The sequence below is a fragment of the Leptospira ryugenii genome, assembly GCF_003114855.1.
Taxonomy (GTDB): Bacteria; Spirochaetota; Leptospiria; order Leptospirales; family Leptospiraceae; genus Leptospira_A; species Leptospira_A ryugenii.
Map to the genome: position 1 here is coordinate 135,547 of NZ_BFBB01000008.1, position 17,534 is coordinate 153,080.

Sequence of the window (17,534 nt, forward strand, 5' to 3'; positions counted from 1 at the left end):
AGGATCCAAGAATTATTCCGTCAGCCCAAGAAGTTTGGCAATAAGCCACTCCTTATGCTCCTTAGAAAGAACCAGAAGGAAGATTCCTTCTTTCTTTTTTGCCCTGATAAATCACATAAGAGAGCTGTTGATAGAAATAAGACAAAACGGATCCTAAGGGATTTGGTTCGTCGTCATATCCATAGCATACCAAAAGGATATGACATCGCACTGATTGCTCAATTTGAGTTTTCCAAATGCTCACCTGACAAACGATATGCCCTATTTCAAAACTTGTTCCAATTCCCGAAATGAATAGATTAGCAATCTTGGTACTTTGGACATACAAGAAATTGTTGTCTCCCCTGTTACCTGCTTCCTGTCGTTTTACACCCACTTGTTCAGAATATGCAATTGAAGCGTACAAATCGTACCCTTTTTTCCAAGCAACAAAATTAAGCATTTTAAGGATTGGTCGTTGCCATCCTTACCACGAGGGCGGTTACGACCCTCTACCAAAACCATTAAACGAGAGATAAAATTATGCAAGATGATACAACAAATAGACAAGGTAGATTATTTTTAGCACTTTTCATAAGTTTGGCGATTTGGATGGGTATTAACTATCTTTTTCCTCCTCCTAAACCAACCCAGCCAGCTAAGAAAACCGACCAAAAAGTTGTTACACCAGAAGAGAAGACAAAGCAGGAAAAAACAAAAGAAGAAACCCCTCTTAAAACTTCGATTCTAAATCCGATTAAGAGTGAAGATATCAAAACAATAACTCTTCATACGGATTCTTTCCTTGTAAAATTTTCAAGTTTGGGAGGAAGGATCACAGAATTTTATATACGCAACCACAAAGAACCAGATGGCACAGACTTTGTCATCGCAAAAGATCCAAAGTTTGAAGTAGAATTTGATGGCAAAAAGGAATTAGCAGTAGAACTCTCACGTTTCAAAGGATTTGATTTTAACTTAATTGAAGATAAAGATGCCATTCCTTTTTCTCCTTATAATCAAGTAAACTTTACAAGCTCCTATGATGATGCGACAAAGACAGTAACATTTTCCGCACCATCCATTGATGGAACTTATTTGATACAAAAAGTGTATCGATTCTTTCCACAGGAAAACTATTTCACATTCAATCTTTATTTAAAGAATACATCAAAAGAAACAATCACTATCGCTTCTTCAACTAAAGAACGTTATTTAAGATCTTTCGGATCTTTAGGGCCTATTTTAAAAAACAAAGAAGATTTCAATGACCGAGATGTGGCGCATTACTTTCGCTACTACTACTTGGATGGTTCATTCAAAGATCATATTGATAGCACGTCCGCAAAAGGATTTTGGGATAACGTTGGATCTTGGTTTTCAAGTACTGACCCTAACAAAGATGAACGATTTGAAACAAAAAACGGGTCAAACGATCTTGTAGACTTCGTTGGAACTGGAAGTCGTTACTTCATTGGAGTTTTAGATCCACTCAATGACAAACCGAGAGGAATCCTCTTAGATAACCGAAAAGGAAATGAGACGGGAGTTTTACTCACTTACGACAACTGGAAATTAGCGCCAGGTGAAGAAGTAAAACTTAATTTCGCAGCATATGTAGGTGTAAGAGAGCTGGATGGAACTGCGTTTCGAAATACAAATTTAGATCCGAAAGTGTCAAAGGACACACCGTTCGCTGGATTGAGTGAGTCTTTAGACAAATCGTTTAATCAAGGTATAACGACACCTTTACGAAACGGAATTGTTTGGATTCTCAAAAAAATCTATCTAGTGATCCCCAATTATGGTTGGGCGATTGTTATCTTTGCAATACTTTTCAAACTCGCTTTCTATCCATTGAACAAAAAACAAGCCGAGTCAATGAAGAAAATGCAAGAGTTGTCTCCTCAAATCAAAGCAATTAATGAAAAGTATGCCGATGATCCAAAGACAAAACAAGAAAAGACGATAGAACTATATAGAACCAACGGAACCAATCCAATGTCGGGTTGTTTACCCATGTTGGTTCAAATACCAATCTTCATAGCCTTGTATACTGCCTTTTCTGACACTGTTGATTTATGGCATTCACCATTCCTTTGGATCAAAGATTTATCTGAACCGGATACTGTATTTACTACACCTAAACTAGCACTCATTGGTGCCATAGGTATCAATGTGCTACCGCTGATCATGGTAACTACTCAAGTGATACAATCAAAAATGACCACAGTATCGACTGATCCAAACCAGAAAATGATGATGTATATGATGCCATTTATTATGTTATATTTCTTCTGGTCTATGCCAGCAGGTGTGACAATGTATTGGACTATGCAGAACATTCTCTCCATTGCTCAACAAGCCTATACAAATCGTTTTGGAAAATCAGAATCCAAGACAGTGACTAGCCCTGCTGCAAACCAAAGCAAAACAAGTGGAAACGCAAACCAAAAAGGATTCCGCAACAATCCCAAAAAGAAAAAGAAATAATTTTATCGTAAGGACATAAGCATGAATAATTATATTTTTGAAGCAGAAGGAAAAACAAAGTCAGAAGCCGAAGAATACACGCTCGAAACATTGAGGCTACAACCTGGTGATTTGAAATTTGAAGTCGTCGACTCTGGTAAGTCAGGTTTTCTTGGAATCACTCAGAAAAAACCTGCCGTCGTACGCGCATTTGTTGCCAATAAGGATATACCTTCTGAAAAGATCATACATGGTGTGATCATCACTATTCTTAGAAAGATGGGAATACCTGCTGAAGTGGTAGGAATGGGTGATGTTGATGGAAAGATATACGTTGAATTAACAAGTAAAGAATCTGGACTCATCATTGGCAAGCGAGGGGCAACTTTGGACTCTCTGCAGTTCCTTTTGAACTTAATGGTTGATTCAAAAATCCGTCATAACCGAAAGATTGTTTTGGATATAGAGTCCTATCGTGATAAACGAGAGTTATCACTAATTCGACTTGCGAAATCCATAGCTGCTTCCGTGATCAAAACAGGAAAATCAAAACTTTTAGATCCAATGAATCCTTTTGAAAGAAGGATAGTCCATATGGCAATCCAAGAAGATGAAAGAGTTTTTACAAGATCAGAAGGCAACGGAACTTTTAAACGTGTTCGAGTTATTTCAGCAAAAGACAAACATAAATACAAAGATCTAGAAGATCCGTCTAAAAAAGGTCTTCCTGTCGATGATTTTGCTGACGAAGCAGAAGTTGATTGATACAATTGCCGCACTCTCTACAGCACAAGGACCAGGAGCCATAGGAATCCTAAGGATTTCTGGTCCAAAATGCAAATCCATAGCTTCTCAATTTCTATATAAAAACAATACCCCTCTCACAGAGACTTACCTTTCTCAGCGGAAAAGAAGTGCAATTTATTGTGATTTTCTTGTCCAGGGCAAATCCTATGACAAAATAGTAGCACTTTACTTTGAATCACCTAACTCTTATACAGGTGAAGATTTGCTCGAATTGCATTTTCATGGAAATCCTATTTTGTTAAAGGATGCTCTTCAAGCCTTGTTTCTTGCAGGTTGTCGTCCCGCTGTTCAAGGAGAGTTCACCAAACGTGCCTATTTAAATGGAAAATCCAGTCTCTCTCAAGCAGAAGCAATTGGTCGATTGATAGAGTCCCGCTCACGTTTTGAGTTGGAATTGGCGCAGAAGAATGTTTTTGGGAGCATCAGCCAACTTTGTTCAAAACTTAGAAGTGATTTGATTTCTTTAAAGGCAGAATGTGAAGCTGAAATTGATTTTTCTACTGAAGATCTAACCTTCGAAAGTATTGAGCAAAGGAAGCAACGCATACAAAATGTTAGAGATTTGTGCGAAAAACTCATTTTAGATTCTAAAATAGCTGAATCATTAATATTGAAATCAACGGTTGTCTTATTTGGCGCTCCCAATACAGGCAAATCAAGTCTCATGAACCGATTGATAGGAAAAGATCGATCGATTATAAGTGACGTTCCAGGCACGACCAGAGACTATATCGCAGAAGAACTTTTTTTAGACGGCATGCCAATACGGCTTGTTGATACTGCAGGCATTCGTCAAACAGAGGATCAAATCGAAAAGTTAGGAATCGAAAGGAGCGAGAGAGAGGCTGCCTCTGCAAATCTCCGTTTGGTGCTCCTTGATAGCTCCCTTCCTTGGAAAATCGAAATGATTGAATCGTTAGCCCTCAAAGACGGCGATGAATGTATCTTGATTGCAAATAAAATCGACCAAAGGCACCCCACCTGGACAGAGGATATTTTTAACTTTTTGGAAACTAAGTTTCAAACTGTACAAATCTCCTGTAAGTCGGGGGAGGGTTTAGAAGTACTTTTACATATTCTAAAGGAAAAATTACAAGAGAGTGAATCAAAAGAAGATTTAGTACTCCTAGAAGATCGACAGATGTATCATTTTCAAAAAATCAGCGAGCACCTCACCCAAACAATCCAACACATAGACCACCAAACCCCTGCTGAAATATACATTGAGGAAATCAATGATGCTATACGTGAAGTGGGGGAAGTCAACGGTCATGTGGAAAATGAAGAGATACTGGGTAGGATTTTTAGTAAATTCTGTGTCGGCAAATAATTCATCAGTCATACCAAAAAATTCTATTGCTCAATCTTATGGTTAGTTTCAAATTGTGACACAAACACTACGAGGTCGTAATATGAAAAAATTCTTAGCTTGCCTTGCGATTTTCTCCTTCACTACATTTGGAGTTTTCGCTCAAACCATGGACTCAACAGAAGAAGAGCCTACCATGCAGAATGAAGAAAAAGAAACTGTAACTCCTGAAAAAGAAAAAGGAAAGAAAGAAGGCAAAAAAGATAAAAAAGCAAAGAAAGAAAAAAAGGAAAAGAAAGGAAAAAAGAAAAAGAAAAAAAAGTCTGAATAAGCTTTCCCTTCCTATATCCCCCGGTGTTCGATTTATCGGGGGATTCTCCGTAGCCTCACATCAACTCATCCACTAACTTCAATTTTGCGATCTCATCCGAACTCAAGGGTTTTTCCAGTCTGAGAAAATTAATGTAATTTTGTCTAGCTTCAGTTTCATTCTCTTCCATAATTGAAGCAAATCTCTTAAACAATTCTTTTTTCCAAACTTTTAAGGCATGCATTCTTTTTTTGCGGTCCATAAAGCGAGTGATACTTTCTCCGGAATGATTTCTCAAAAGTAGATTTGCACCATTTGATAATAAAAGTTCTATGCACTCAATCTCATCAGCAATTACCGCAAGATATAAGGCCGTGAATCCTTCATGGTCTAGGTCCTCCAATGGAAAACCTAACGAGAGGAGTTTCTGAATCTGCTCACTGTACCCACCTTCCGCAGAGAGATGTAAAACATTTTTGCCTGCTGAATCTTTGGAATCGTGTAGAGCTTCTAATTCTATATTGGCTATCCAATCCAAGCGACCTTCTGCCGCCGCGACAAGATAGAGGTTCCTTCCCTCTTCATTCACTATACCATAGTCCTCTGGTTTGAGCTGAAGCGCGGCTTTTTCCCAGTATACTTCATCACCTAACTGAATCAGTCTCTGAAATATTCCATTTCCTTCTTTGTCTCTTACAAAACGATTTTGCGGCTTTTCCCAAACTTCTTTTGTATCCAAAACGGTTTCGATCCATTTGGATTTATTCGAGGAAAATAGATCGAAGATAAAGGCTCCACCGTTTCGATAAGGAGCAAATGGATCAGACCCTTTTTTTATGACATGTTCAAAAAGATCGAACCGATCTAATTTTAATATCCAAGCGAGTGCATTGGAACCGAACGTATCCCACTCATTGGGATCTTCTCCGGTCGCCAGATGTGCATTCCAATCCTCAAGGGAACCAGATTTTGCTATTTCAACAAAATTCATTTTTTTCGGTATGCTAAAATTTTTTCAAATCCCCGCTTGGTTTCAAAATGGAAAAAGTTAACCTCTTTTGCTTTAGGAGGAATAAAACTCATCGCTCTTTCTGACAATGCGGTTATCGTTAAACTCGGATTCACTCCTAAGTTAACAGTTAACATGGACGCATCACATACCCGAAGATTTTGGTAGCCATACACTCGATTCTCGAAGTCAATCACTCCTTTTTCCTCATTCTCTCCTACAATGCATCCGCCCATGATATGTCCGGTGACCGGAGCGCTCAGGAGAGTTTCATTCAGGGAACTTCTGGGTATGCCCCCAACGATTTCAGCAAGTTTACGAGTAAAGGCATTGGCTATAGGAATGTAGGTTGGGGTCGGTTCTCCAGTGGAAAGTGCAGAGGTTAGAGTCCTCTGGAATGGCCAAATAAATCTTCTTTTTCGTACTAAACGTACGCTATTATCTACTGTCTGCATAACCAAAAGTATTATGGATTTTTTTGCAAATCCGAATGGATTGTGTGCTTTGAGAAAGTAAATTGGATGCCTAAGCATAGTGCCTAAAAATTTTAAGGGTCTTGGGAAAAAACCAGATCCGTCGACCATCACACTTGCCAGCAAACCAAAGAAATCCGAGCCTGCATTGTATCTTACTGGTTCAATATGCGTATTTTCATCTGGATGAACAGACGAAGTGATCGCGATTCCTCTTGAATAATCTGCATTCGGGTCACTGACAGTAACTGGTAGTACAGTCTCACTATTTGTACGAACTGTATCACCTAATCGATCTGATAATCGAATTAACTTGTTTTCATCTTGCATTTTGAGTAAAAGTCCAACAGTTCCCATGACACCAGCACTTAGAACTACACTTTTTGCAGTGAACCTTCTTTTAGGAAAACCAAACCATCCTGTAGTACTTTCTGTCATGATCTCGTAACCAAACTCACCTGTTGCTTCGGGATCAGGAACCCTTTTCTCATTTAACGGGACTAAGCTTGTTACTTTTGTCTCTGGAAGAATTTGAGTTCCTAATTTCTCAGCTAAGAATAGGTAGTTTTTGTCTAGGGTATTTTTTGAGTTGTGTCTACAACCAACCATACAGCCACCACAGTAGATACAAGGATCTCTATCTGGACCATCGCCATCAAAGTACGGATCTTTGGAATCTTTGGCTAATTTTTCTTTTCCAAAGTAAATTCCTACGGGTGTTTTCTGAAAGGTATCTTCTTTGCCAAATGTTTTTGCAGTTTCTAAAAGTAGACGATCTGGCTCCCAAAGCTTAGGGTTTTCATTTACACCTAACATGTGAGAGGCGATTTTATAAAATGGTAAAAGTTTCTTTTCTCCTCCCATCTGAGAATAAATATTACTTTTGAAAAATTTTTCTTTTGGAACATAGAGTGTGCAGGCATAAACCAAAGAGCCTCCACCGACACCAGATCCACTTACTAATAAAAAATCATTTAAGAGGTTGATTCTCTGTATGCCATAAAATCCTAATTTTGGCATCCAGAGGTACTTTCGAATTGACCAGTTTGTTTTTGGGAAATCTGTTGAAGACCATCTTTTCCCTGACTCTATCACAAGAACAGAATAACCTTTTTGTGCCAATCGCAGGGCAGAGACACTTCCGCCAAATCCCGATCCTATCACAATGTAATCGAAGTCATACGAGAAATCATTTTGAATCGATGTAGTCATGGTTCTTTTTTCCTAAATATGAAGCTGAATCAAACCTGATTCTTCATTTACTGGAGATTCCTTTCAACTCAATTTGTATTTATTCATGGAAATTCAGACACAGATGCCTTTATTACAGTCGGACGGTACTTTGAACCAAGACGGTTGGGCTCGTAGCCCACTTTGGATTTACAACCGCAGTCAAATTGCAGCAGGAAAATGGCGGATTAAAGAATGGGACTATTATTCCGTTCTTTCTTCCGATCAAAAATTTGGCATTACAATCACTCTTGCCGACCTGGGCTATGTAGGTTTGGCCGCCATTTGTTTTTTGGACTTTGATAAAAGAGATTTTATTCAGGAAGAAACCATGACGATTTTACCTATGGGGTCTACAGGATTCTCACTCAATTCTTATGAAGGCAATCTAAACTTCGAAGATTCGAAAATTAAGCTGTCGATGCAAGTCAACGGCAAAGAAAGGAAATTAAGATTTTCTGCCCCTATGATGAAACACTTTTCCGGGGAAACTGGATTACATGGAGAGATTATTCTAAATGAATCTATTGGTCCACATGAATCAATGAATATCGCTACTTCCTGGAAAGAAAATCGTAAGGCATTTTATTATAACACCAAGATCAATTGTTTATCTGCGAAAGGAGCTTTCGCTTTTGGGAACAAAACGTACACATTTCATCCCGAAACAGATTTCGGAGGCTTAGATTGGGGAAGAGGAGTCTGGACATATAAAAATAGATGGTACTGGAGCTCTGCTTCTGGATTATTAGAAGGAAAACGATTTGGATTTAATTTAGGATATGGCTTCAGCGATAGGAGTAAAGTCTCAGAAAATGTCTTATTTTATGAAGGCAAAGTACATAAGTTAGATGAGATTACATTTCACATGAATACACAAAATTATTATGCTCCTTGGAAGTTTACAAGCAATGATCAAAGATTAAAGTTAGATTTTACTCCCATTGTTGATCGAAATTCGAAATTGGATTTATTTTTGATAAAATCTATCCAACACCAAGTGTTTGGTAAATTTACGGGCACCGTTGTTTTAGATAATGGCAAATCCTTACAACTAAATCAGTTTTTAGGATTTGCCGAAGATGTCCTCAATTGGTGGTGAGACCTCTTTTTTTCATTCGATAGTAAGCACTAAAGCAAGCGGGTATAAAGATCAAAGATCCAAATGTCCCGAAGCCTAATCCCCAAGCGAGGGAAAGTGTCATCGGAATGAGCAGAGGGTCAGAACCACCGATGGCATAAGCAGTAGGGATCATACCTGCCATAGTGGTCATAGTGGTGACCAGGATGGGTCGAAATCTTTCTGAAGATGCTTGTATCAGCGAATCATATAGACTCACACCTTTTTTTTGCATCTCTTGGATGGTATCCACTAACACAATTGAGGCGTTTACAATCACACCAGCTAAACCAATGATACCAATCATTGCTAAGAAGCTCAATGCCTTTCCCGAAATCAAAAATCCAAAGATGACACCAATCAATCCAAGAGGAATGGACAATATGATAAGGATTGGTTTTTTTAAACTATTGAAGATAATCGCAAGGATGGCAAAAATACCAAACATAGCCAAGAATCCCGCTTTTGCCAAAGATGCCATTGATTTTGCAGTCTCTTCTTGCTCACCCCGGAATTTGATTTTGTAGCCTGGGTATTTTTTTCCAATATCGGAATACTTATCTAAAATTTTCTGGTTCACAAGGTTGGAAGAAGTTTTCGCTTCATTTACATCCGCTAATACCGTGATAGCTTTTTCGTAGTCGTTATGGTAAAGTGCTTCGATACCCTGTACGGTATTTTTTGTTGTAACGGCTGTAATCGGAGTCAAAAGACCAAACTTATTTGATATTTTAATATCATCTAAATCATTTACGTTATCTCGGTATTGGTCACTGTTTTGGATGACGATCTTTACTTCGTCTTTCCCCTTTCTAATGTTAGATGCCTCTATTCCTTCGAGCGCGGTCCTAACATAAGAGGCTGCGACTTCCGTATCAATCCCCGTGATGGCAGAAGCCTGGTCTTTTACACGAATTTGGATTTCGGATCGTCCCGGTTTGTAATCATCCGTAATATTGATAACTCCAGGTTCTGACCTCAAGAAACTTTGCATATCTTCGGAGATGAGTTTCAGAGTTTTATAATCTTTTCCTTCAATGGCAACGGTAACCGCTGCTCCAATTGGCGGACCATTCACAACGAGATCTACCATAACAGAATTAGCTTCTGGTAACATTTTTAGTTCTGATTCCAACTCACCAAATATTTGTTGTGCGGTTCTTTTTCTCTCTGTTTCAGGGACAAGAATGATTTGAGCCATTCCCAACTGTTCCCCGATACGAGTCAAAGGGTCAGTAGGATCTGTCTGTTGTATCCCTATTTTTAAAATTAAACTTTTGATCTCATCTTTTGGGATTCGGGAGAGGATAGGTTCAAAGTACTTAATTTTATTTGCTGTCTCTCTCGCCGTATAATCGGGAGGAAACTCAGCTTTCACCAAAATATAATCGATTCCTTCCTTTGGGAAAAGATTAAAATTCATCACTTTTAATAGGAATATAGATCCGATAAAAACACCCAGGATGGAAAAGAGAGCCTTCCAAGGATTATTGACAACCTTTGTAATGAATCGAGTAAATCCCTCTTTCAAAGATAAAAAGCCGTTTTCAAGAATTGTTCGTACTTTATATCTGATTGAGTTTGGACTTCGCTTTTCTGTCTTTCGCGCAAATTGTGAATACCGAACGGGAAGTAAAAAGAAAGATTCAAATAATGAAAGAGTGAGTGACACAATCACCATAAAGGGAATCTGCCAAATGAACTTTCCCATGATACCAGTCATAAAAGCCATAGGCAAGAAGGCAGCTATAGTAGTCAGGTAAGAACCGATAATGGGAACTACAAGTTCACTAGCGCCTTGCACCGCCGCATCCTTATCGTTCCATCCCTCACTTCTATATTTATAAATATTTTCTGAAATAATAATACTATTATCAACCAACATTCCCAAGGATATAATGACACCTAACATTGAAATTAGGTTAAATGACACGTCTACGATTGGAAAGACTATTGTTGCAGCAAGTAATGTAAGTGGCAAAGATAAACTAGTTAAGATGGAATCTCTTAAGCTAAAAAAGACAACAAGAACGATAAAAACGAGAAGAAGACCTTGTAGGGAATTGTTAATCACAACATCGAGTCTTTTTCTAGCTCTTTGTCCTTCGTTGTTCAATTGGATGAATTTTATATTCTCAGGTAATTGTTTTCTTAGCTCTTCTATCCTTTTTTCAACCGCATCTACAGTTTGGATGATGTCTGCACTATCCTTTTTGATGATCTGAAAATCAAAGGCTTCGGTTCCTTCAGCAATTGCAAGAACCCTTGGTCTTTCGTACGTGGGTTCCAGATTTGCGATTTGAGAAAGTAGAATTGCATTTCCTGTTTCGTTGGATCGAATTGGGATAGAACGTAAATCTTCAATTTCATTGATCTCACCAGTAACTCGTACGTCTTCTGTCCTTGGCCTTAAAAAACTACCCGCCGGAACACTTACGTTTCGTTTCGAAATCGCATTGAAGACATCCATAAATCCAATCGTATAACGAGATTTAAGCTCCGGATTAACGAGAATCCGCCATTCTTCTTTTCTCTTACCAAATGTATCAACACGCGATACCCCAGAAACTTTTCGAAATTCATCTTCCAAAAATCGACCAGTATCCTGGAGCTGCTTATCACTAGAGGCTCCATAGATCGCAAGCTCCAAGACGGGGAAGTTGGAACTTTTTTGTTCGATTACGAGAGGTCTATCCTTCACTTGCGATGGTAAGCTCGTGACTCGGTCTACAGCTCTTCGGATATCATTCACGACTTGGTCGGGATTGTTATGTTCCAAATCTATTTTGATATTGATATCGGATTCAGAATTTCGCGAAATAGATCGTACAGAATCAAGTCCCTCTACCTCACGTAATTTTTCTTCAATCGGGATCGTAACTTTTTTTTCTACGTCTACGGGACTCGCACCAGGATAGATTGTAAGCACTCGGACTTGCCTAAAGTTCACCCGGGGGAATGCCTCCTGTTTCATGGACAGTATCGAAATGATTCCCGCTAAAAAGAGAAACACGAATGTGAGATTTGCTACAAGTGGCTTAAATACAAAAAAATGTATGAGCTTTTTCATTGGTTATCAACCTTACTAGGTGAACTAAAATCTTGACCTATCGGTCAAGATTTTAGACTTTTTCGAATCGTAAAGAATTTATCAAAAGGTTAAGATTTAAGAATCTCGTTCTCTTCTTTCAAAATTGTTTGCATTACCTCTTGGAAAACTTCGGGAGGCTGCGCCCCGCTTAATGCATATTTGTTTTGGAAAATGTAGTACGGCACACCCTGAACTCCATTTTGTTGGTAAAAGGATATCTCGGATCTAATTTCAGCGATCCTAGTTTCCTCATTCCAAATCTGATCCAATGTCTCTTTTGAGCTCAAGAGATCTTTGGTGATTTGGTATACGATTTCAATATCACTGAGATCTTTTGCGTCCTCAAAGTGGGCCTTGAAGAACCGAAGAGCCATCTCATCCTGCTTAGCCTCGCCGGGAAACAAAGAAAGGAGGGAATGTAAATTGGCTGTATTCACTGCCTTTGGAATCTTGGAGAATTGAAAGTTGATATTGATCTTTTTGCCGAGTCCTGTGAGACGTTCCCAGGCCGCCTCGACGGCACGTTCGGATCCAAATTTTGCAGACAAATGTTCTTTGTAAGGGAGGCCATCCAGCGGCATGTTAGGAGCCAACTCAAATGGCCGCCAGTGAATCTCCGCTTGAACTTGGGAAGCCATCGAGCTAAGTGCCATTTCTAAATGTTGCCTACCAACATAACACCAGGGACAGACAACATCAGAAACGATATCTATTTTCATTGATTTCAAAACGGACTCCTATTCATTAAACGTATCTAGCGAGGCATTCGTACAATTAAAATGATTATAAATCCCCTTTCCAGAAAAAAATTTATCAAAAATACTCTTCTATCAGGAATCCTTATTTCACCCGCTACTGAGATTACAAAATTGTTTGCATACGAAAAGTACGATGCCATTTCTCACAGGGAAGACCCAATCGGATTTGGAAAATCATTGGGATATTCTCTACCTATCGATTTGATTCTTCTAACTGCTACATTGGCACCAAACTCACATAATACGCAACCCTGGAAAATCAAAAAAATATCTGAGAATGCGTTCGAATTGTATGGTGATCCAAATCGATTGCTTCCGAGCATTGACCCAAAAGAGAGACAGTTCTATCATAGCCAAGGAACATTTTTAGAACTAGCCTATCTTACGGCAGATTCTTTGATGTACAATGCCAATATAGATTTGTTTCCAAAGGGCATTCCAAAATCCAAAGATGATTTACTGCGACGACCCGTAGCGAGATTTAGTATCTCAGCAAAACATGAGTGTAAACATGATTTTTTATTCTTTGCTATCAAAAATAGAATGATGAATCGAGATGTTTATTCTGGCGATTATCTCAATACAGAGATACTCAATGAAATCCAAACTTATGCTGGACTTCAATTCATTTCAGCAAAGTTCCAAACAGGTGAAGAAGCAATTGCCCGATTAAATCCCATCATCGTGGAGGCTTTTGATAGAGAATTAAAGTCAATACCAGCAAATGAAGTAACACGTATTTGGTTTCGCTTAAAAGACTCAGAATTGTACCAAAAGAGAGACGGTTTGTGTTTAGAGGGAAACGCACTTTCAGGACTTAAACTATGGTTTGTGCGTAATTTCTTCATGAGCCTAGATCATGATTTTTGGCACTCAGATTCTACCAGAAAACTTACCTTGGATTCTTTTCGAAAACAAGTTGAGTCAAGCAAAGCTTACGTATGTTTCATTTCAAATGGAAGTGATTCTCAAAAAGTATGGATTGAAACAGGAAGAGATTTTATGCGATTTTCTTTGGCTTGTGCTGCCAAAGGGATCGCTTTTCATACGATGAACCAATCTCTTCAAGATAACGAAGAAAGCAAAGGTTTCCACGAACAAATCGCAAAAGAAATTGGACTCAAGAACAACCAAAGAATCCAGCTTTTAGCCAGGTTGGGTAGAAGTGATTATATGTTTAGCTCTCCTCGGAGAGATCTAAAAGATATTTTGCTCTAGTTGGGATATGTGACGATCGCTAAGCTTTCCCAACTCGGTTTCGCAAATAAGTAACCTTGGTAATAGCGAATGCCACTATCTCTAAGCACATTTAACTCTTCCTGAGTTTCTATGCCCTCAGCAATCACATTTACCTCTAACTCATTGCACATATTCATAATATTCTTAATTATGATTTGAGCATTTTTGTTCTGATCTACATTTCGAATCAGAGCCATATCAAGTTTGATTAAGTCGGGCAAAAATTTCGAGAGAAGGTTTAATCCAGAATACCCTGCGCCGAAGTCATCGATGGCTGTCAAAAATCCGATATTTTTATACTCTCTGAATATACTAATAATATGTTCTGGGTTGGTGACTTCTTCCCCTTCGGTGATTTCAAAAATGATTTTGCTCTGCGGAAAGGAAAATTGTTTTGATGCATCGAGTGTTGTTCGTATGCAAGTCTCTGGACGATACACAGCATTGGGTAAAAAATTGATGTTCAAAAAAGAATCGATTCCCAATCGACTCGCAAGCTCAATCGCCTTCACACGGCAAGCCTGGTCAAATTGATATCGGTTTTTGTCATTGACCTTGGAAAGAATAGAACCGGCAGACTCTTGGTTTTTTCCTCTAACGAGTGCTTCTTGCGAGAAAATGGATTTAGTATCTAAATCAACAATTGCTTGGAAGGCCATCGTAAAATCGAAATCCAATCCTGCTCCACTACGACATGCTTCGCAGGAAATTTTCTTGGGTAAGGTAATCCCATCCGAACTTTCTAAAAATTCTTCTGGAAAAGTGATCTTTGCTGGTCTCATTGTTTACCTTTCCTTCATCCTAGTGTGGGCATATATTGATTGGAACCTTCCCTGTTTCAAGAATATTTTATTTTCCTAATACTTTTGAAACCGCATACCATGTAACTACGATTAACTGCATCCCACCCAAAACTCGCAAAATGACATAAGGTTTGGATCGGATCGCTTTCATAGATCCCAATCTGGCTCCGATCCATCCGCCAGCGGTTCCGACCAAGGCCAACTCAATGATCAATTTGCCCTGGAAAAAATACCAAACTGTTGTTCCCATAGAAGTGAAAAAAATACCTAAAAAGGACGTGGCAACTGCTTCTATAGGTTCCATCCGAAAATAGTATACAAACAAAGGTACTGCGAGAAATCCACCACCTATCCCCAAAAGGGAGGATGTAGCACCAAAGGCGATCCCTACGGCCAGCAGCAAGGATACTGAACGTACGGATAGCACTTGCCTATTTTTGGTTCTTTGATCCTTCTCAGAGTTTTGACTTTCCGAATGGGATACTGTACTTTCATTTTTTTTCTTTTTCCGCTCTGCAGATACTAAATTCCAAATACCTAATACACTCAAAAAGAAGGTGAATATGAAAAGGTATACCAATTCAGAAAGGGGAAGACCGAATACAATTTTTTTTCCCAGTTCCGTATCTTCAAATTTACCAAATCGATCAGCTATGTAAAGTGCAGTCGGTATAGAGGTAATCAGGAGTAAAAAACCATGAGCAAATCGAATCTTTCCTCCGCGAAAGTAGACAAACAATCCCGAGAGCGCAGACAATGGCATCTGCGCCAAGGAAACGGCTACTGCCTGTACGGCGGATAAGTGAAAAAAAGTGTGAAAGAAGGGAGTGTATATAAACCCCCCGCCGATCCCAAGAAAGGAAGAAAGGTAACCTACAAAAAATCCTAAACAAAGAACTATGAGTAAGCCTGGGTAGAGTCCGAAACTAGACTCAGAAAAAATCCCAAAATCAAACAAATTCAAAAATACTCCGCCGCATCCTTAAAAAATTGTTCTGTTACCTTTTCAAAGACTTCCTTCTCTGTTGCAGTCTCTCCATTGTACCAGATTCCAAATATCAGAGGCAACCATTGTGCGTAGTTTCGATAAATATGATATTCGAATTCTTTCACTTCTTTTCCATCTTTATATAATTTATAGCGTATGTCGTAACCATCCTGTTTGGACCAAGCTGGTAAAAGCGTCGCTGTCAAAGTAGATGCTGCTAAAAAAGCTAAGGCAGGTTTGCTTGGGCTACGATAGTCAACCTTCACGTTGACAAGAAAACCATTCCTTGGTATGTCCACACCTTCCACTGTTTTTTTAAACTGAGTTTTTTGGTCAAAATAAGCCTTGAGTGCTTCTCGACCGCCTAAATTAAATTGAGGAAAATTTGGTAGATTATAAACAAAAGTAGCATCCTTGCTTTTTTCTTTATCTGGCAAAGGCAGGGTTTTGGGATAATCTCGATAGCTTATGATACAATTCTGAATGGAAATGAGTAGAAAAAGGAATATGGTAAATAGCTTCATTTAAATCCTCCTTAGGACAACTTAAGTCTTTCCTTATATCATTCAACTCATTGAAGTCAATTTTTCGAATTTTTTCTTCCATAAATCCATGTTTTTTTAAAACTAGAATCTATCATGAGTTTGCCAAAAGACTCTGCCTACGATTTTCATATTGCATTTCAATCTAGCTTTCGTGAATTTTTTGGAACCGAAAATGAATTGGGCTGGGAGTTATATTCTCTCCAATCCGAAGAATCAGCTAACGAAAATTGGATGGCATTTACAATACGAAATCCTCTCGCGGGACGCTCTTTAGTATTTCGTTTTCTCCCAAACCAAAATGAATTTTATGCTTTTCTGAAAGTTCAGGTCATTCCTGGCGAAGAGAATTGGAATTTGGATACCCTATTTAAAGAAAGAGGATATTCCAAAGAAAGCGCAAATCACTTGCTCTCCTCCACAGGTGTTTGGAAATTTCATGCCATCGCAAGACATTACTTTGGAATTATCATTTCATTTTGTCCGCGAATCTTGGAACCAGATTTTCAATTATATTAATCTACTTGCTTCTGTTTTTTTAACCTAGTTTGGTTCCAAACAAATCCCCATAAAAAGAATGTACTATTGACATAGGCATATAACATCAGTACTACCATCTTGGATAATAGATAATAAGCAAAGGAATAATTTACACCCACTGTTTTGAGTTTCAAATAGTATTGAAATCCGAAAGTCAATGCAACAAACAATATAGAAGCAAAAAATGCTCCGGGTAAACAATCTCGAAGAGAGGATCTTTTACTCGTTGAAAAAGAATAGTAAAAGGAAAATAAACTAGAAATCAAAATGATCGCAATGATTCCAAGGAAGAATTCTGGATTTTTTCGAAAGATGGATATCTTTCCCGTTTTATAAAAAAACTTTTCAATGTGGAAAAGTGCATATGAAATATAAAAATATACTAATATTAGAAGGGAGCTTCCCAACATCATCCTTAGACTCAACCAAAGCGACTGCCCAAAATTGATGGGAATATCAGGCTCAACAATCTTTCGAAGAGATTTTATGATCGCACCAAATATGGAAAAACTGGAAAGAATAGAAAACAATATGCTGAGTGTGAGGATTTTATAATTTTTAATATTTGTTAGATTTTCAATACTCTTATCAATGGGCAAAAAAATAGGAGCAGGTAAAATCCTACCTAGCTGATCTGTGATCAGATTGATCGTTTTCGGATCTTGTAGGAGTCCCAAAAGGCTGACAAAAACAACTAACAAGGGAAATAAGGTAAGTAAAAATGTAAAGGACAACTCAGACGCCAATCCATGAACGTCTTTTGACCATACCATTGAAAAAAATCGGCGGGCTCTGGATTGTTTCTTAGGCATAGATTTCTCCATTTCCTCTCTTTTCTTGGAATTGGGGAGTATATTTCTCTTG

Annotated in this window: 17 protein-coding genes; 9 read left to right on the forward strand and 8 right to left on the reverse strand. The window is 38.4% G+C overall.

Annotated features, from left to right (window positions below):
* Window positions 1–3: 3 nt before the first annotated feature.
* From rnpA to DI060_RS13250, 6 genes are all read left to right on the forward strand, one after another.
* Window positions 4–294, forward strand: coding sequence for a ribonuclease P protein component (gene rnpA, locus DI060_RS13225; RefSeq protein WP_108977402.1), 291 nt, complete (start codon window positions 4–6; stop codon window positions 292–294).
* Window positions 291–518 carry a membrane protein insertion efficiency factor YidD gene (gene yidD, locus DI060_RS13230; protein ID WP_108977405.1) on the forward strand — a complete coding sequence of 76 codons (228 nt, stop codon included), beginning with the start codon at window positions 291–293 and terminating at the stop codon, window positions 516–518. Before rnpA ends, yidD begins: the two co-directional genes overlap by 4 nt.
* Window positions 519–522: 4 nt before the next feature.
* Window positions 523–2,472 carry a membrane protein insertase YidC gene (gene yidC / locus DI060_RS13235; protein ID WP_244594402.1) on the forward strand — a complete coding sequence of 650 codons (1,950 nt, stop codon included), beginning with the start codon at window positions 523–525 and terminating at the stop codon, window positions 2,470–2,472.
* 21 nt (window positions 2,473–2,493) lie between these two features.
* Window positions 2,494–3,216: an RNA-binding cell elongation regulator Jag/EloR gene (jag, locus tag DI060_RS13240; RefSeq protein WP_108977407.1), complete on the forward strand. Its 723-nt coding sequence runs from the start codon at window positions 2,494–2,496 to the stop codon at window positions 3,214–3,216.
* Window positions 3,209–4,588: a tRNA uridine-5-carboxymethylaminomethyl(34) synthesis GTPase MnmE gene (gene mnmE, locus DI060_RS13245; protein ID WP_108978119.1), complete on the forward strand. Its 1,380-nt coding sequence runs from the start codon at window positions 3,209–3,211 to the stop codon at window positions 4,586–4,588. The genes jag and mnmE overlap by 8 nt, the downstream gene beginning before the upstream one ends.
* Window positions 4,589–4,670: 82 nt before the next feature.
* Window positions 4,671–4,898 (forward strand): hypothetical protein, encoded by a 228-nt coding sequence (locus DI060_RS13250; RefSeq protein ID WP_108977409.1) that lies wholly within the window; start codon window positions 4,671–4,673, stop codon window positions 4,896–4,898.
* A gap of 55 nt (window positions 4,899–4,953) precedes the next feature.
* Here DI060_RS13250 and DI060_RS13255 read toward each other — a convergent pair whose 3' ends face one another.
* Together DI060_RS13255 and DI060_RS13260 are read right to left on the reverse strand one after the other, a co-directional pair.
* Window positions 4,954–5,868: an ankyrin repeat domain-containing protein gene (locus tag DI060_RS13255; RefSeq protein ID WP_108977411.1), complete on the reverse strand. Its 915-nt coding sequence runs from the start codon at window positions 5,866–5,868 to the stop codon at window positions 4,954–4,956.
* Window positions 5,865–7,571, reverse strand: coding sequence for a GMC oxidoreductase (locus DI060_RS13260; protein WP_108977413.1), 1,707 nt, complete (start codon window positions 7,569–7,571; stop codon window positions 5,865–5,867). Before DI060_RS13260 ends, DI060_RS13255 begins: the two co-directional genes overlap by 4 nt.
* 103 nt (window positions 7,572–7,674) lie before the next feature.
* On the opposite strand from DI060_RS13260, the gene DI060_RS13265 reads away from it, so the two are divergent.
* Window positions 7,675–8,691, forward strand: a complete 1,017-nt coding sequence (locus DI060_RS13265; RefSeq protein WP_244594403.1) for a DUF2804 domain-containing protein — start codon at window positions 7,675–7,677, stop codon at window positions 8,689–8,691.
* On the opposite strand, the gene DI060_RS13270 is transcribed toward DI060_RS13265, so the two are convergent.
* Window positions 8,678–11,779: an efflux RND transporter permease subunit gene (locus tag DI060_RS13270; RefSeq protein ID WP_108977417.1), complete on the reverse strand. Its 3,102-nt coding sequence runs from the start codon at window positions 11,777–11,779 to the stop codon at window positions 8,678–8,680. The genes DI060_RS13265 and DI060_RS13270 overlap by 14 nt on opposite strands.
* Before the next feature lie 89 nt (window positions 11,780–11,868).
* Window positions 11,869–12,519 (reverse strand): DsbA family oxidoreductase, encoded by a 651-nt coding sequence (locus DI060_RS13275; RefSeq protein WP_108977419.1) that lies wholly within the window; start codon window positions 12,517–12,519, stop codon window positions 11,869–11,871.
* A 60-nt stretch (window positions 12,520–12,579) separates the two neighbouring features.
* Between DI060_RS13275 and DI060_RS13280 the strand changes: the two genes are divergently transcribed.
* Window positions 12,580–13,776, forward strand: coding sequence for an Acg family FMN-binding oxidoreductase (locus DI060_RS13280; protein WP_108977421.1), 1,197 nt, complete (start codon window positions 12,580–12,582; stop codon window positions 13,774–13,776).
* On the opposite strand, the gene DI060_RS13285 is transcribed toward DI060_RS13280, so the two are convergent.
* The 3 genes from DI060_RS13285 to DI060_RS13295 all read right to left on the reverse strand — a co-directional run bounded on the left by DI060_RS13285 (window position 13,773) and on the right by DI060_RS13295 (window position 16,112).
* On the reverse strand, window positions 13,773–14,579 hold the full coding sequence (locus tag DI060_RS13285; RefSeq protein WP_209452047.1) for an EAL domain-containing protein: 807 nt from the start codon (window positions 14,577–14,579) through the stop codon (window positions 13,773–13,775). The two genes, DI060_RS13280 and DI060_RS13285, sit on opposite strands and share 4 nt — an antisense overlap.
* 67 nt (window positions 14,580–14,646) lie before the next feature.
* Window positions 14,647–15,564, reverse strand: a complete 918-nt coding sequence (locus DI060_RS13290) for a sulfite exporter TauE/SafE family protein (RefSeq protein ID WP_244594404.1) — start codon at window positions 15,562–15,564, stop codon at window positions 14,647–14,649.
* Window positions 15,561–16,112: an LIC12231 family lipoprotein gene (locus DI060_RS13295; protein ID WP_108977423.1), complete on the reverse strand. Its 552-nt coding sequence runs from the start codon at window positions 16,110–16,112 to the stop codon at window positions 15,561–15,563. Before DI060_RS13295 ends, DI060_RS13290 begins: the two co-directional genes overlap by 4 nt.
* A gap of 114 nt (window positions 16,113–16,226) precedes the next feature.
* On the opposite strand from DI060_RS13295, the gene DI060_RS13300 reads away from it, so the two are divergent.
* Window positions 16,227–16,649, forward strand: coding sequence for a hypothetical protein (locus DI060_RS13300; RefSeq protein WP_108977425.1), 423 nt, complete (start codon window positions 16,227–16,229; stop codon window positions 16,647–16,649).
* Here the strand turns inward: DI060_RS13300 and DI060_RS13305 are convergent.
* Window positions 16,646–17,482, reverse strand: a complete 837-nt coding sequence (locus DI060_RS13305; RefSeq protein ID WP_108978123.1) for a YihY/virulence factor BrkB family protein — start codon at window positions 17,480–17,482, stop codon at window positions 16,646–16,648. The two genes, DI060_RS13300 and DI060_RS13305, sit on opposite strands and share 4 nt — an antisense overlap.
* Window positions 17,483–17,534 lie beyond the last annotated feature (52 nt).

Bases quoted from the DNA above. Each gene is read 5' to 3' on its own strand.
- yidD (WP_108977405.1), top strand. From the start codon at position 291: ATGAATAGATTAGCAATCTTGGTACTTTGGACATACAAGAAATTGTTG.
- yidC (WP_244594402.1), top strand. From the start codon at position 523: ATGCAAGATGATACAACAAATAGACAAGGTAGATTATTTTTAGCACTT.
- jag (WP_108977407.1), top strand. From the start codon at position 2,494: ATGAATAATTATATTTTTGAAGCAGAAGGAAAAACAAAGTCAGAAGCC.
- DI060_RS13250 (WP_108977409.1), top strand. From the start codon at position 4,671: ATGAAAAAATTCTTAGCTTGCCTTGCGATTTTCTCCTTCACTACATTT.
- DI060_RS13255 (WP_108977411.1), bottom strand. From the start codon at position 5,868: ATGAATTTTGTTGAAATAGCAAAATCTGGTTCCCTTGAGGATTGGAAT.
- DI060_RS13260 (WP_108977413.1), bottom strand. From the start codon at position 7,571: ATGACTACATCGATTCAAAATGATTTCTCGTATGACTTCGATTACATT.
- DI060_RS13265 (WP_244594403.1), top strand. From the start codon at position 7,675: ATGCCTTTATTACAGTCGGACGGTACTTTGAACCAAGACGGTTGGGCT.
- DI060_RS13270 (WP_108977417.1), bottom strand. From the start codon at position 11,779: ATGAAAAAGCTCATACATTTTTTTGTATTTAAGCCACTTGTAGCAAAT.
- DI060_RS13275 (WP_108977419.1), bottom strand. From the start codon at position 12,519: ATGAAAATAGATATCGTTTCTGATGTTGTCTGTCCCTGGTGTTATGTT.
- DI060_RS13280 (WP_108977421.1), top strand. From the start codon at position 12,580: ATGATTATAAATCCCCTTTCCAGAAAAAAATTTATCAAAAATACTCTT.
- DI060_RS13285 (WP_209452047.1), bottom strand. From the start codon at position 14,579: ATGAGACCAGCAAAGATCACTTTTCCAGAAGAATTTTTAGAAAGTTCG.
- DI060_RS13295 (WP_108977423.1), bottom strand. From the start codon at position 16,112: ATGAAGCTATTTACCATATTCCTTTTTCTACTCATTTCCATTCAGAAT.
- DI060_RS13300 (WP_108977425.1), top strand. From the start codon at position 16,227: ATGAGTTTGCCAAAAGACTCTGCCTACGATTTTCATATTGCATTTCAA.
- DI060_RS13305 (WP_108978123.1), bottom strand. From the start codon at position 17,482: ATGCCTAAGAAACAATCCAGAGCCCGCCGATTTTTTTCAATGGTATGG.